This window comes from Tardiphaga sp. 839_C3_N1_4 (assembly GCF_051811045.1).
Lineage (GTDB): Bacteria > Pseudomonadota > Alphaproteobacteria > Rhizobiales > Xanthobacteraceae > Tardiphaga.
Genome location: NZ_JBPWQD010000001.1, coordinates 987,286 through 1,000,101, shown reverse-complemented (window position 1 = coordinate 1,000,101; position 12,816 = coordinate 987,286). Strand labels below are relative to the sequence as shown.

Sequence of the window (12,816 nt, the reverse complement as noted above, 5' to 3'; positions counted from 1 at the left end):
AGGGCGTCCATGATGGACGACCAGACGTTGGCCAAATCGTGGCTCGACGTGTTGTTCGTAGAAAAGGGACTTTCAACCAACACCATGGCCGCCTACGGGGCGGACCTTGAGAAATATCTGGGATGGTTGACATGCCGGAAACTGACGCTTGCCACGGTCGAGGAACCCGACGTTGTCGAATTCCTCGACTCTCTGGAGCGCAATGGCTCGGCAGAATCCACGCTGAGGCGTCTCAGAACGACGATCAGACAAGTTCATTCATTCTTGGTGGCCGAGGGCCATTCCGATGCTGACCCCACAAAGGGGTTCGAGCGATTGCCGCGCTTAGCCATGACGCCATATCTCATGTCGATGTCCGACGTCGAACGCATTTTGGATGCCGCCCACGCTCTGACAGCCGAGACCCGCTTTGGAATGCTCCGACAGGCAGGGTTCATGCGTCGCGCAGCCCTGCTCGAGACGATGTACGCTTCCGGAATGAGGGTCAGTGAAGCGGTCGCCCTACCTGCCGATGCCATCCAGGCGGACGGCTGTGGCGTCGTGATCGTTGGTCGTAGTGGCAAGCGCCGATGGGTACCGCTGAATGCGAAGGCGATCGAGAGCATCATCAATTGGAAACGGATGGCCACGATGGCCGGTCTTCCGACATCCGAATGGGTGTTTCACTCACTCAAGCATGTCGATCGGCATATGAGCCGAGGGTCAGCATGGCTGGAAATCAGGGAGATCGCGGCAACTGCCAACCTTGCAGACGCCGAGAAAATCTCACCGAAAGCGCTGCGCCATGCCTTTGGCGCGCATCTGCTGAAGAACGGTGCCGATTTGAGTGCGGTTCAGGCGATCCTCGGTCACGCCGAGATGTGGACAATGGAGATGTATGCGGGGTCTATGTCGAACGATGTACAAAAAATGTGTGGGATCCATCCGCTAGGCGAATCGTAATTTTGACCTCATAGAGGCCAATAAAACCGGGAAGAATTTTCGATGGCTTTCATCTACCTTGAAGCAGGCGAGAGGGCCGCGCCGGTTCTTGTTGACGGCAAAAAATACTGGGTTGGACGATCGCGAAATGGCCGGTTCCTCAAACGCCTTTTCGCGACTCTGGCTGCCGCGCTGGCAGCAGGTGACGAAGCGGACGAAGTAGAGGAATTGGCCCTCGATCTTCGAGCGGATCCGTTCATGCCGTACCTTGTGCTGACGCCGGACGATGAATCGCTCGTATTGCTCGGAAATGAGGAAAACGATTGCCTTTGGGGCGAGCTTCTTCGCTACGGGGCGACCGCTGCCCATTCAATCGGAGACTTGCAGGTGCTCGTGAACGCAATCATGGCGCAGCATCCAGGCGCGGGTTACAGTATTTGATCTTGTTTAGGCCACTGAGGGGTCTTTTGAACCCTTATGTAGACGGGATGATTGCGATTCAGAAGGCTGTCACTCCCGTTGATTTCTTCGTACTTTGTGGCCCAGTGTAGCCATTCATTCGCCGCCGCCAGTTTATTGTGAAGCGCTGCGTCCATCGGGCCGATCAGGGTCTCACCGATGCGTCGAATGTAAAACGCCACGTTGGCCGGTCGTCCGATCTCATAGGCCACGGTAAGAAGCTCAAGAAGAAATTCTATCCGGGCAAATGGCTGCTTGTCGAAATCTACCTTATTGGATTGATCTTCTATCTTCGACATTGAAACCAAAGTTGTATGAAGTGCGAGCAGTTCTGATCTGACGTCCTCACGTGGTGACGCCGACAGAAACGCATGCCAGTTAGCGATTCTGGCGCGCAGTTGCCTAACCGCTCCGATCTCGACGGACTGTCGCAACAGCTTCAGGCGCGTATCCTCGACCTTGTAATCCGTGATGAAATTCCGGGCGCGCACCACGGCTTCATCGGCTGATGAAGTGGCCATTATGTGCAGTGGTTGAAAGCTTCGGAATAATTCCCGGCGTTCCCTCCCCCACTCGATCAGGATCGCTTTGGCTTGCTCATCTGACGGCGTGACGTGTGCCCTGGCATTGGCCGTTTCCTCTCGGCCATACTCCAAGTCCATATCAGTCTGCTGGTAATCTGAACTTGCACTCATTCGATGGCCGATCCTCGGTGGTCCCCTCAGAAAGGGTGAGGGTCCGCAATCACCGGCGCAAACCTGCAGGAGTCGCGGCAGGTCGGTCATAAGGTCCGTGTCCGGGTCAACACGTCATTCTTGCCTACAACCTGAGGTCAGCGAATCCCTCGCCGAAACGGTCCGAGGAAATTTCCGCACGAGCCGTGTCGATCTTATGTGGGGAAAGTGCGAACTATGTCGGTCTTATGAGGGGATTGGCGTTGTCTTATGTGGGGACAATCCCCCGAAAACATTGAGGAATTTCGGTTATCTTGTCGATCTTATGTGGGGATCTACAGTTCTCTTAAAGCCACGACCCCGGCCACGCTCCCGCTACTTCTTGATCGCGTCGTAGACCAGCGTCTTCAGGATCGGCTGGATGCGGCCGCGCTGGGTCGGCGTCTGCACCATCAGGATCATCACCATGTCCTGATCCGGATAGGTCCAGAAGTAAGTCCCGGCGGCGCCGCCCCAGGCCATCTCGCCGACAAAACCGGGAACGCCGTCGTCGCCGGGTCCGGTGCGGACGCCGAAGCCGAGGCCGTAACCGAAGCCAGCGCCGGGATAGTAATAGGCCCAGGGCTTCACATCGCTGGCCGGTGCGACCTGGTTCTGGCGCATCAATTGGACCGACTCGGGCTTGAGGATTCGGACGCCGTCGAGCGTGCCGCCATTGATCAGCATCTGCAGGAAGCGCGCGTAGTCGCCCGTGGTGGCATTGAGGCCGCCTCCTCCGGATTCCCATTTTCGCTTCAGTGTGGGATTGCTGATGGTCTCGTTGCCGATGATGCGGTCGGTTGGCATCGGCTGCGCAATGCGCGGCGCCTTGGCGGGATCGAGCACGTAGTAGCCGGTGTCGGTCATACCCAGCGGATCGAATAGATACTGCTTCTGAAAATCGTACAGCGATTGGCCCGATGCGATCTCGATGACGCGGCCGAGAAGATCGGTTGAATGGCCGTAGTCCCATACCGTGGCTGGCTGATAGGCCAGCGGCAGTTTCGCAAGCCGCGCCGCGAAATCGGCATTTTCGAAATCGCCGTCGAACAGGCCTGCATCGAGATAAAGCTGCGTGATCAGCCCGAGATTGGTGAAGGCCGAACTGATGCCGGATGACTGCCGCATCAGGTCGAGCACGGTGATCGGCTTCAGCGCCGGTGTGAAGTCGAGATAGGGCTTGCCGCTGGCATCCGTGCGTTCGGTCGCGACCTGCGGATGCGCATAGGCCGGAATGTATTTGGCGACGGGATCGTCCAGCTTGAGCTTGCCCTGCTCCACCAGGATCATCGCCGCGACCGATGTCACCGGCTTGGACATTGAATACAGCCGGAAGATCGTGTCGGCCGTCATCGGCGCCATGGTCACGGGATCGCGGACGCCAAAGCCCTCATAATAGACGGGCTTGCCGCGGTGCTGGATCAGCATGATCGCGCCGGCGAGATGGCCCTGACCGACTTCGCGGTCGAGCATTTCAGAGACGCGGTTCAGGCCGTCCTGGGAAAAGCTGCTGAGATCAGGCTTGTCGGTCAGCAGGCTGGTGCCTGCCAATGCGGGCGTGACCAGCGCTGCGGCGATGGTGAGGACGGACAGGAAGTCGCAAGATCGTCGCAAGATTGACACTGGATTTCCGCAAGCGGGCTGGAACACGGTCGAACGCTAACACCGAGATATTTCAGATACTTGTCGGAAAATCACGCAATTTGCCGATATCGCGGTTTTACCGCGATCGATGGCCTTGTGTGGATCACAAATGCGCGCCGGGTTTGCTCACGCTTCCCGGCGGCGGAAACCGGATCGTGGTGCCCAAAGTGATCCAGTTCGAATTCTCGCCGGTGATGTTGCGGCCGTAAATCAGGTCGACCGAGAAGATGTCGTTGGGCCGATAGCGCACGCCGGTCTGGACGCGCGGCTGGATCACGCTGGCGAATTCGGCGCGGCCCGCCTGCCCGTATAATTCCACCGTGTATTCCAGCACGTCGGTGAATTTCCAGTCGAAGCCGACGCCATAGGTGAAGTAATGGCGATCGAGCACACGGTCCCACAGCCAGCCGGCATTGAGATTGATGCGTGTGGTTTCGGAAAAGCGATAGGTCGCCGGAATTTCCGCAAACACCGCTGTGTTCTGGCCGGTCATGGCGTCGAATGTGCCGCTGGCCAGCGCCGAGACGCCGAATTTTCCGATGCCCGTCGGTTCGATGTTGATCTTCGCCTTTGGCGCCAGCGTCGTGCTGAACTCGCCGTCGGAGCGGCTGTGATTGGTGAGCACGCTGAGTTCGACCGGACGGGTTATCTCCACCACGCAGGACGGATTGGCCACCGCTGCGAAGTCACTGTTGGTGGCCATCGAGTACCAGCTCTCGACCTTGCAGGAGCCGAGGTCCGAAATGTCAGCCGCATCGACCGCATAGGCGCCATTGGCCGCCTCCGCATGGCCCGAAGCCGCCAGTAGCGCGACCAGAACGAAGCCGAACAGCGTCAGCGCGCGATAATGAGGAGCAGCCATGTCGCAGGACTAGCTGAGTCCCGAAATCCTCGACAGAACAATCGCGCGTCGCTTATCCTGATGGCATGACCGAACACCATCATCATGACCACGATCACGACCATTCCGAATTGTCGGATACCGAGCTGCGCGTCCGTGCACTCGAGACCATTCTGACCGAGAAGGGCTATATCGATCCGGCGGCGCTGGACGCGATGATCCAGGCCTATGAGACCAAGATCGGTCCGCACAACGGCGCCCTGGTGGTTGCGAAAGCCTGGACCGATCCTGCCTTCAAGAAAGCGCTGCTGGCCGATGGCTCAGCGGCGGTCAGCACCCTCGGCCATGTCAGTCGCACCGGCGATCATCTCGTGGTGGTCGAAAACACGCCCGAGCGCCACAACATGATCGTGTGCACGCTGTGCTCCTGTTACCCCTGGGAAATGCTCGGCCTGCCCCCGGTCTGGTACAAGGCGGCGCCCTATCGTTCCCGCGCCGTCAAGGATCCGCGCGGCGTGCTGGCCGACTTCGGCTTTTCGATTCCGAACGACACTGAAATCCGTGTCTGGGATTCGACCGCTGAAACCCGTTTCCTGGTGTTGCCGATGCGACCTGCAGGCACCGAGGGCTGGAGCGAAGCGCAGCTCGCCGACATCGTCACGCGCGACTCCATGATCGGGACGGGTCTCGTTCGAACGCCGGGAGCGCCATCATGAACGGCGTCCACGACATGGGCGGCATGGACGGTTTCGGCAAGGTCGAGCCGGAGCCGAACGAGCCGATGTTTCATGCTGAATGGGAATCTCGCGTGCTGGCCATGGTGCGCGCCATGGGCGCGGCAGGCGCCTTCAACATCGACGCCTCGCGCTTCTACCGCGAAACGCTGCCGCCGGAGGTCTATCTCTCCAGCAGCTACTACAAGAAATGGTTTCTCGGCCTTGAGGATATGCTGGTCGAACGCGGCTTCCTCGCGGCGGATGAGGTCAAGGCCGGCCACGCATCCGTGCCGCCGAAACCGCTGAAGCGCGGCAACTTCACCGTTGATAGTGTCGAGCGCGTGCTGACCCGTGGTTCATTCACGCGCCCTGCTTCGGCGCCTGCCGCATTCGCGATCGGCAACCGCGTGCGGATGAAGAACATTCATCCGGCCACGCATACGCGCTTGCCGCGCTATGTCCGCGGTCATGTCGGCGTGATCGAGCGCATACACGGCGCGCATGTCTATCCCGACACTGCGGCGCATGACCAAGGCGAAAATCCGCAGTGGCTTTACACCGTCGTGTTCGACGGTGCCGAACTGTGGGGACCCGATGGCGATCCGACGCTGAAAGTGTCGGTTGAGGCGTTCGAGCCATATCTCGATCCGGCTTAATTGCCTCAGTGCGCCCGCGCGTCGCCCGCCAGGCCCGCGAGTCTGGCGGGATCGATAACGGTCAACCGGCCGCGACCGGCTTTCAGGATCAGCATCCGGTCCCAGGCCGAAACGGTACGGCTGACCGTGAACTGCGTGGTGTCGCTGAGTTCGGCCAGTTCCTGGCGCGAGATTCTCAGTTCGATCGGAACGCACTCACCATGATGATGCCGCGTGCGCCCTCGTCCAGGCCCGCAAAAAAACGGCGTTTGACCAAACGACTTGCACATCTCACGATCCATTGCTCGCCTTCCGGAACGAGCGATTTCGCCGAGCAGCTGTCGCAATCAAATAAAACTGTCATCAAAGATTCTGATGCGGGCGGCTCTGCACGACGACATCGCGATCAGAGCAACGATATCAAATAAATCCTCCGCAGAGTTTGTTGTTTGATCCAGCGCAAAGAAGGTGGGCGCTGCAGCAGGCATATTGCCTTTGCTCTAGGCGAATCTCGCCTCTTCTCCAGGCATATGGCCGCAAACCGAAGGGGGAGCGTATGGTGACGGACCAGAATATCGCTCGGCCTGCAGAGGCTCAAAGACGCAACAGCCGTATGTCGGAGTTGCTCGTCTTTCTCACGATCGTCGTTCTCATCTGGCCCGTCGTCGCGGTGGGCGTGGTCGGCGGTTACGGCTTTCTGGTCTGGATGTACCAGCTGATTTTCGGCCCGCCCGGCCCGCCTCTGCTTCACTAGGACTTTCACATGACAGACAGACTCACCAGACGCGCTCTGTTGACCGGCGCGACCGCCGGCGCGTCCGCGCACGACAATGAGCACATTTCCAGCGCCGTCGTGTCGGTGCTTCCGGCCCATATCGACGCGGTATCTGCGCGGTTGTCGAGCCTTCCTGGCGTCGAGATCCATCACCGGACGGACTCCAAGCTGGTTGCGGTCCTCGAAGGGCCAGGCAGCGGCGCATTGGGTGCGATGCTCGCTGACATCTCATCATGGCCGGGTGTGCTCTCGGCCAACATGGTCTTCGAACAGCGTCTCGACTAGGAGAACGACGAAATGCCCCTTTCGCGGCGTGATCTACTTAAAGCCCAGGCAGCGGCTGTCGCTGCAGTGGCGGCTGGCATCAACGTTCCGGCAGCCGCTCAGTCGATTGCCGGCGGCGTCGGGTCGCTGTCCATCAAATGGTCGAAGGCGCCGTGCCGCTTCTGCGGTACCGGTTGCGGCGTCATGGTCGGTGTCAAGGACAACAAGGTCGTCGCCTCCCATGGCGACACGCTGGCGGAAGTGAATCGCGGCCTGAACTGTATCAAGGGCTACTTCCTCTCCAAGATCATGTATGGCGCCGACCGCCTGACCACGCCCCTCCTCCGCAAGAAGAACGGCGTGTTCGACAAGAACGGCGAACTCACGCCGGTGAGCTGGGACGAAGCGTTCGACACCATGGCGCAGCGCGCCAAGGCGACGCTGAAAGAAAAGGGACCGACTGCGATCGGCATGTTCGGATCGGGCCAGTGGACGATCCTCGAAGGTTATGCCGCGACCAAGCTCATGCGCGCGGGCTTCCGCTCCAACAATCTCGATCCCAATGCGCGGCATTGCATGGCGTCTGCGGCCGTGGCCTTCATGCGCACCTTCGGCATGGACGAGCCGATGGGCTGCTATGATGACTTCGAGGCCGCCGATGCCTTCGTGCTATGGGGCTCGAATATGGCCGAGATGCATCCGATCCTGTGGACGCGCCTCACCGATCGCCGCCTTGGTCATCCGCATGTGAAAGTCGCGGTGCTCTCGACCTTCACGCATCGCAGCTCCGACCTCGCCGACATCCCGATCGTGTTCAAGCCGGGCACCGATCTGGCCATTCTCAACTTCATCGCCAACCACATCATCTCGACCGGTCGCGTGAACACCGAATTCGTCAACAGCCACACGACTTTCGTGAAGGGCACGACGGATATCGGCTACGGGCTGCGTCCCGAACATCCGCTGGAGAAGAAAGCCAAGGGTGCAGCCACGGCTGCAGCGACGACACCGATCGATTTCGCGGCCTACGCCGAATTCGTGAAGGACTATTCGCTCGAGAAGGTGTCGAAGCTGACCGGTGTCGAGCCCGGCTTCCTGCTGGATCTCGCTGAGCTCTATGCCGATCCGAAGCGCAAGGTGATGTCGCTCTGGACCATGGGTTTCAACCAGCATGTCCGCGGCGTCTGGGCCAATCAGCTCGTCTACAACATCCATCTGCTGACCGGCAAAATCTCCGAACCCGGCAACTCGCCGTTCTCGCTGACGGGCCAGCCATCGGCCTGCGGCACGGCGCGCGAGGTCGGCACCTTCGCACACCGCCTCCCCGCCGACATGGTGGTGACCAATCCGGAGCACCGCAAGCACGCTGAAGAAATCTGGCGCGTGCCGCATGGCCTCCTGCCCGACAAGATCGGTTATCACGCCGTCGAGCAGGACCGCATGCTGCATGACGGCAAGCTGAACTTCTATTGGGTTCAGGTGAACAACAATGTGCAGGCGGCGCCCAACAGTTCGGGCGAAACCTATCCGGGTTACCGCAACCCCGCCAACTTCATCGTCGTGTCGGATGCCTATCCGACGGTGACGGCGATGTCCGCCGACTGCGTGCTGCCGGCGGCGATGTGGGTCGAGAAGGAAGGCGCCTACGGCAATGCCGAACGGCGCACCCATGTCTGGCGCCAGTTGGTCGATGCGCCCGGCCAGGCGCGCTCGGATCTCTGGCAGCTGATGGAATTCTCGAAGCGGTTCACGACGGACGAAGTGTGGCCTGCCGCCCTCCTCGACGCCAATCCGAACTACAAGGGCAAGACGCTGTTCGACGTGCTGTATCGTAATGGTGAGGTCGACAAATTTCCCGTTAGCGAAATCCCTGCTGACTATGGAAACCACGAGTCCAAGGACTTCGGTTTCTATGTGCAGAAAGGGCTGTTCGAGGAATATGCCACGTTCGGCCGCGGTCACGGCCACGACCTTGCGCCCTGGGACACCTATCACGAGGTGCGCGGCCTTCGCTGGCCTGTGGTCAACGGCAAGGAGACCAAGTGGCGCTACCGCGAAGGTCTCGATCCCTACGTCAAGCCGGGCAAGAAGGTCGAATTCTACGGCAATCCGGACGGACGCGCGCGCATCATCGCGGTGCCCTATGAGCCGCCGGCCGAGTCGCCCGATGCTGAGTTCGATCTCTGGCTGGTGACCGGCCGCGTGCTGGAACACTGGCACTCCGGCTCGATGACCATGCGCGTGCCTGAGCTCTACAAGGCGTTTCCCGGCGCGCGCTGTTTCATGCATGCCGAAGACGCGCGCGCACGCGGCTTGAACCAGGGCGCCGAAATCCGGCTGATGTCGCGGCGCGGCGAGATCCGCACGCGCGTCGACACGACCGGACGCAACCGCATGCCCCGCGGCGTGGTGTTCGTGCCGTGGTTCGATGCCAGCCAGCTGATCAACAAGGTCACGCTGGATGCAACCGACCCGATCTCCAAACAGGCGGACTTCAAGAAATGCGCGGTCAAGATCGTTTCCGTTTAAGCGCGATGAAGACGGTCATCGCGGCAATCATCGCCGGCGCCATGGTGCTGGTGTCCGGTGCGATCTATGCGCAGTCCGTCCAGACTACGCCGCAGATCGTTCCGCGCGTCACCGGCGCAGCGCAGCCGATGGGCGACGTTCCTGCGCCTCCCTTCCCGCGGCCCGTCACCGACGACAAGCGCGTGATGCGGAACTATCCGGAGCAGCCTCCGGTCATTCCGCATTCGATCGAGAACTATCAGCTCACGTTGCGGGCCAATCGCTGTCTTGAGTGCCATCGCCGCGAATATACCGAAGGCTCCGGCGCGCCAATGATCAGCATTACGCATTTCATGGATCGCGATGGCCAGATGCTCGCCGATGTGACACCGCGACGCTATTTCTGCACGGCCTGTCACGTGCCGCAAACCGATGCGCGTCCGCTCGTTCCGAACACCTTCACCGACATGAAGGCATCCGGCAGGTGAACGCCATGAAGTGGTTGATATCCAAGTTTCTGTGGTTCTGGCGCATCGCCAGCCGACCGGCCACGCATATCAGTCTCGGCGTCCTGGCGCTGGGCGGCTTCCTCGGTGGCGTGATCTTCTGGGGCGGCTTCAATACGGCGCTGGAAGTCACCAATACCGAGAAATTCTGCACCGGCTGCCACGAGATGCGTGACAACGTGTATCAAGAGCTGCAGCGAACCCCGCATTTCGCCAATCGATCCGGCGTGCGTGCCACCTGTCCTGATTGCCATGTGCCGCATAACTGGACCGACAAGATCGCGCGCAAGATGCAGGCGTCGAAGGAAGTGTGGGGCAAGATCTTCGGCACGATCTCGACGCGCGAGAAGTTCCTCGACATGCGTCTGGAGCTTGCGAAACATGAATGGTCGCGCCTGAAGGCCAATGACTCGCTTGAATGTCGCAACTGCCACTCGGCGATCGCGATGGATTTCACCAAACAGGCGCCGCGCGCGGCGGCGATCCATGCCAAGTTCCTCGTCACCGGCGAGCGCACCTGTATCGATTGCCACAAGGGCATCGCGCATGAATTGCCGGACATGACCGGGATCGAGCCCGGCTGGAGCGCCCCGGCCGAACTTCGCGACCGCCATAGCCACCACGCGCCGGATGCGGATCGGTTGTCGCGCTATCTGGCATCGGTGAAGGAGACGCAGCCGTAGGGTGAATGAGCGAAGCTGATCCACCCTACGGCACAGCTCAGTTCATCGTGATGTTGGCCTTCTCGATCACGCCCTTCCAGCGCTGCGTTTCGCTGGTGATGTATTTGGCGAATTCATCCGGCGGGACCGCCACGGCGACGGCGCCGAGCTCGGACATTTTCTTCTTCGTCTCCGGCTGCTGCATGAATTCGCGGATCGAGACAGAGAGCTTGTCGGTGATGGCCTTTGGCGTGCCGGCCGGTGCCATGAAGCCGTGCCAGGCGACGGCTTCAAAACCCGGCAGGAATTCGGACACTGCCGGCAGGTTCGGATCGAACTCGGCGCGCTTCGGCGAGGCCGTCGCCAGCATCGCGAGCTTGCCGGCCGCCGCATGCGGCAGCAGCAGTGGTACGTTGTCGAAGGCGAGATCGATCTGGCCGCTCAGCAAGTCCGTGACCATTTGGCTCGAGCCCTTGTAGGGCACGTGCACCATCTTGGTGCCGGTCATCTGCTGGAACAGTTCGCCGGCAAGGTGCTGCGTGGTACCGACGCCGGCCGAGCCGAATGTCACCTTGTCGGGATTGGCTTTGATATAGGCGATCAGGTGCGGCACCGTGCGCGCCGCGATCCTGGTCGGGTTCACCACCAGCACATTCGGCACCATGCTGATCTGCGCGATCGGCACGAGATCCTTTTCGGGATTGTAGGACAGTTTTGCGCCATACAGCGTCGGATTGATCGACAGCGCCGAGGTGCTGGCAAGGCCGATCGTGTAGCCATCGGGCGCAGCGCGCGCGACGCGGGTGACGCCGATGATGCTGCCGGCGCCGCCGACATTCTCGATGATGACCGTCGCGCTCATCTTCTTCTGCAGATGCTCCGACACCATGCGCGCAAAGATATCGGCGGTGCCGCCGGCGGCAAACGGAACGATGCTGGTGATCGGGCGGCTCGGGTAATTCGCGTCCTGGGCCGTCGCTTGCGTGAGCGTGCCGAGCGTCAGGCAGGCAGCCATCAGGATTGACCGAAGTCTCATTGAACATTCCTCCATGTGTTTTTCTATTTTGATCGTCGGCGTCCTTTGGTGGACGCTCGATATTGGGGGTGGTGACGAACGTGACGTCGTCACCACCTGCGCGGTCGCCTAGTTCATCGTAACGTTGGCCTTCTCCATCACACCCTTCCAGCGCTGCGTCTCGCTGGCGATGTATTTGGTGAACTCATCCTGCGGGATCGCCACGGCAACTGCGCCGAGTTCGGCCATCTTCTTCTTGGTTTCCGGCAGGCTCATGAATTCGCGGATTTCCGCCGAGAGCTTGTCGACGATCGGCTTCGGCGTTGCCGCCGGCGCGATGAAGCCGTGCCATGCGACAGCCTCGAAGCCCGGCAGGAATTCGGCGACGGCCGGCACATTCGCGTCGAACTCGGCGCGCTTCGGCGTTGCCGTGGCGAGCATCGCCAGCTTGCCGCCGGCCACATGCGGCAGCAGCAGCGGAACGTTGTCGAAGGCGATGTCGATCTGACCCGAGATCAGGTCGGTGACCATCTGGCTCGAACCCTTATAGGGCACATGGACCATCTTGGTGCCGGTCATCTGCTGGAACAGCTCGCCGGCAAGATGCTGCGACGTGCCCGGTCCGGCCGAGCCGAACGTCACTTTGTCTGGATTGGCCTTCATGTATTCGATCAGCTCCGGCACAGTGCGGGCCTTGATGCGATCGGGATTCACGACCAGCACGTTGGGCACGATGCTCACTTGCGCGAAGGCCACCAAATCCTTATCCGGCTGGAACTGAAGCTTGCTGCCATAGAGCGAGGGCGCGATCGCCAGCGGCGAGGTGCTAGCGAGGCCGATCGTATAGCCATCGGGCTGAGCCTTGGCGACACGGTTGACGCCGATATTGCCACCGGCGCCGCCCATATTTTCGACCAGCACGGTGGCGCCGAGCTTCTTCTGCAGGTTCTCCGACACCATGCGCGCGATGATGTCCACCGTGCCACCCGCCGCGAAGGGCACGACGATGGTGATCGGCTTGGTGGGGTATTTCGCATCTTGCGCGCTCGCCTGTCCGACGGCGCCAAAGGCGACGCAGGCGGCCATGAGGATGGATTTGATCTTCATGCGTGTTCCTCTTCTCGAATGGGTATTCTGATGAATGCTTGCAGCCGCGC

At 60.6% G+C, this 12,816-nt stretch carries 16 protein-coding genes; 9 read left to right on the top strand and 7 right to left on the bottom strand.

Features of this window, described 5'->3' with window-relative positions:
* The first annotated feature begins 9 nt into the window (after positions 1–9).
* The gene (locus AB8A38_RS05135) at positions 10–942 is read left to right on the top strand and encodes a tyrosine-type recombinase/integrase (protein ID WP_439085194.1); all 933 of its coding nucleotides are present in this window, start codon (positions 10–12) and stop codon (positions 940–942) included.
* A gap of 42 nt (positions 943–984) precedes the next feature.
* A complete protein-coding gene (locus AB8A38_RS05130) occupies positions 985–1,362 on the top strand; it encodes a hypothetical protein (protein ID WP_439085193.1) in 378 nt (125 codons plus the stop codon).
* Here AB8A38_RS05130 and AB8A38_RS05125 read toward each other — a convergent pair.
* The 3 genes from AB8A38_RS05125 to AB8A38_RS05115 form a co-directional block, all read right to left on the bottom strand.
* The gene (locus AB8A38_RS05125; RefSeq protein WP_439085192.1) at positions 1,350–2,075 is read right to left on the bottom strand and encodes a hypothetical protein; all 726 of its coding nucleotides are present in this window, start codon (positions 2,073–2,075) and stop codon (positions 1,350–1,352) included. The genes AB8A38_RS05130 and AB8A38_RS05125 overlap by 13 nt on opposite strands.
* A 354-nt stretch (positions 2,076–2,429) precedes the next feature.
* Positions 2,430–3,707, bottom strand: a complete 1,278-nt coding sequence (locus tag AB8A38_RS05120) for a serine hydrolase domain-containing protein (protein ID WP_439085191.1) — start codon at positions 3,705–3,707, stop codon at positions 2,430–2,432.
* Positions 3,708–3,840: 133 nt separating this feature from the next.
* A complete protein-coding gene (locus AB8A38_RS05115; RefSeq protein ID WP_439085190.1) occupies positions 3,841–4,599 on the bottom strand; it encodes a hypothetical protein in 759 nt (252 codons plus the stop codon).
* Between the two features lie 65 nt (positions 4,600–4,664).
* Here AB8A38_RS05115 and nthA point away from each other — a divergent pair, with 65 nt between their 5' ends.
* The gene (nthA, locus tag AB8A38_RS05110; protein ID WP_439085189.1) at positions 4,665–5,294 is read left to right on the top strand and encodes a nitrile hydratase subunit alpha; all 630 of its coding nucleotides are present in this window, start codon (positions 4,665–4,667) and stop codon (positions 5,292–5,294) included.
* Complete coding sequence (gene nthB, locus AB8A38_RS05105; protein WP_439085188.1) at positions 5,291–5,950, top strand: nitrile hydratase subunit beta; 660 nt, start codon at positions 5,291–5,293, stop codon at positions 5,948–5,950. The genes nthA and nthB overlap by 4 nt, the downstream gene beginning before the upstream one ends.
* 5 nt (positions 5,951–5,955) lie before the next feature.
* Here nthB and AB8A38_RS05100 read toward each other — a convergent pair whose 3' ends face one another.
* A complete protein-coding gene (locus tag AB8A38_RS05100; protein WP_439085186.1) occupies positions 5,956–6,231 on the bottom strand; it encodes a helix-turn-helix domain-containing protein in 276 nt (91 codons plus the stop codon).
* A gap of 45 nt (positions 6,232–6,276) precedes the next feature.
* Complete coding sequence (locus tag AB8A38_RS05095; RefSeq protein ID WP_439085185.1) at positions 6,277–6,417, bottom strand: hypothetical protein; 141 nt, start codon at positions 6,415–6,417, stop codon at positions 6,277–6,279.
* A gap of 71 nt (positions 6,418–6,488) precedes the next feature.
* On the opposite strand from AB8A38_RS05095, the gene AB8A38_RS05090 reads away from it, so the two are divergent.
* Genes AB8A38_RS05090 through AB8A38_RS05070 form a run of 5 tightly spaced genes read left to right on the top strand, consistent with a single transcriptional unit; the run spans position 6,489 to position 10,665 of the window.
* Positions 6,489–6,683: a hypothetical protein gene (locus AB8A38_RS05090; protein ID WP_439085183.1), complete on the top strand. Its 195-nt coding sequence runs from the start codon at positions 6,489–6,491 to the stop codon at positions 6,681–6,683.
* Between the two features lie 9 nt (positions 6,684–6,692).
* Positions 6,693–6,989: a chaperone NapD gene (locus AB8A38_RS05085; protein ID WP_315842039.1), complete on the top strand. Its 297-nt coding sequence runs from the start codon at positions 6,693–6,695 to the stop codon at positions 6,987–6,989.
* A 12-nt stretch (positions 6,990–7,001) separates the two neighbouring features.
* Complete coding sequence (napA, locus tag AB8A38_RS05080; protein WP_439085181.1) at positions 7,002–9,497, top strand: periplasmic nitrate reductase subunit alpha; 2,496 nt, start codon at positions 7,002–7,004, stop codon at positions 9,495–9,497.
* A complete protein-coding gene (locus AB8A38_RS05075) occupies positions 9,470–9,964 on the top strand; it encodes a nitrate reductase cytochrome c-type subunit (RefSeq protein WP_439085180.1) in 495 nt (164 codons plus the stop codon). The genes napA and AB8A38_RS05075 overlap by 28 nt, the downstream gene beginning before the upstream one ends.
* Before the next feature lie 5 nt (positions 9,965–9,969).
* The gene (locus AB8A38_RS05070; RefSeq protein ID WP_439085179.1) at positions 9,970–10,665 is read left to right on the top strand and encodes a NapC/NirT family cytochrome c; all 696 of its coding nucleotides are present in this window, start codon (positions 9,970–9,972) and stop codon (positions 10,663–10,665) included.
* Positions 10,666–10,702: 37 nt separating this feature from the next.
* Here AB8A38_RS05070 and AB8A38_RS05065 read toward each other — a convergent pair whose 3' ends face one another.
* Both AB8A38_RS05065 and AB8A38_RS05060 read right to left on the bottom strand, forming a co-directional pair.
* Positions 10,703–11,680 (bottom strand): Bug family tripartite tricarboxylate transporter substrate binding protein, encoded by a 978-nt coding sequence (locus AB8A38_RS05065; protein WP_439085178.1) that lies wholly within the window; start codon positions 11,678–11,680, stop codon positions 10,703–10,705.
* A gap of 108 nt (positions 11,681–11,788) precedes the next feature.
* Complete coding sequence (locus AB8A38_RS05060; protein ID WP_315842044.1) at positions 11,789–12,766, bottom strand: Bug family tripartite tricarboxylate transporter substrate binding protein; 978 nt, start codon at positions 12,764–12,766, stop codon at positions 11,789–11,791.
* Positions 12,767–12,816: the final 50 nt, after the last annotated feature.

What these genes read in the sequence shown, in the direction of transcription:
- AB8A38_RS05135 (WP_439085194.1), top strand. Translation starts at nt 10, where the DNA reads ATGATGGACGACCAGACGTTGGCCAAATCGTGGCTCGACGTGTTGTTC.
- AB8A38_RS05130 (WP_439085193.1), top strand. Translation starts at nt 985, where the DNA reads ATGGCTTTCATCTACCTTGAAGCAGGCGAGAGGGCCGCGCCGGTTCTT.
- AB8A38_RS05125 (WP_439085192.1), bottom strand. Translation starts at nt 2,075, where the DNA reads ATGAGTGCAAGTTCAGATTACCAGCAGACTGATATGGACTTGGAGTAT.
- AB8A38_RS05115 (WP_439085190.1), bottom strand. Translation starts at nt 4,599, where the DNA reads ATGGCTGCTCCTCATTATCGCGCGCTGACGCTGTTCGGCTTCGTTCTG.
- nthA (WP_439085189.1), top strand. Translation starts at nt 4,665, where the DNA reads ATGACCGAACACCATCATCATGACCACGATCACGACCATTCCGAATTG.
- nthB (WP_439085188.1), top strand. Translation starts at nt 5,291, where the DNA reads ATGAACGGCGTCCACGACATGGGCGGCATGGACGGTTTCGGCAAGGTC.
- AB8A38_RS05100 (WP_439085186.1), bottom strand. Translation starts at nt 6,231, where the DNA reads ATGGATCGTGAGATGTGCAAGTCGTTTGGTCAAACGCCGTTTTTTTGC.
- AB8A38_RS05095 (WP_439085185.1), bottom strand. Translation starts at nt 6,417, where the DNA reads ATGCCTGCTGCAGCGCCCACCTTCTTTGCGCTGGATCAAACAACAAAC.
- AB8A38_RS05085 (WP_315842039.1), top strand. Translation starts at nt 6,693, where the DNA reads ATGACAGACAGACTCACCAGACGCGCTCTGTTGACCGGCGCGACCGCC.
- napA (WP_439085181.1), top strand. Translation starts at nt 7,002, where the DNA reads ATGCCCCTTTCGCGGCGTGATCTACTTAAAGCCCAGGCAGCGGCTGTC.
- AB8A38_RS05075 (WP_439085180.1), top strand. Translation starts at nt 9,470, where the DNA reads ATGCGCGGTCAAGATCGTTTCCGTTTAAGCGCGATGAAGACGGTCATC.
- AB8A38_RS05070 (WP_439085179.1), top strand. Translation starts at nt 9,970, where the DNA reads ATGAAGTGGTTGATATCCAAGTTTCTGTGGTTCTGGCGCATCGCCAGC.
- AB8A38_RS05065 (WP_439085178.1), bottom strand. Translation starts at nt 11,680, where the DNA reads ATGAGACTTCGGTCAATCCTGATGGCTGCCTGCCTGACGCTCGGCACG.
- AB8A38_RS05060 (WP_315842044.1), bottom strand. Translation starts at nt 12,766, where the DNA reads ATGAAGATCAAATCCATCCTCATGGCCGCCTGCGTCGCCTTTGGCGCC.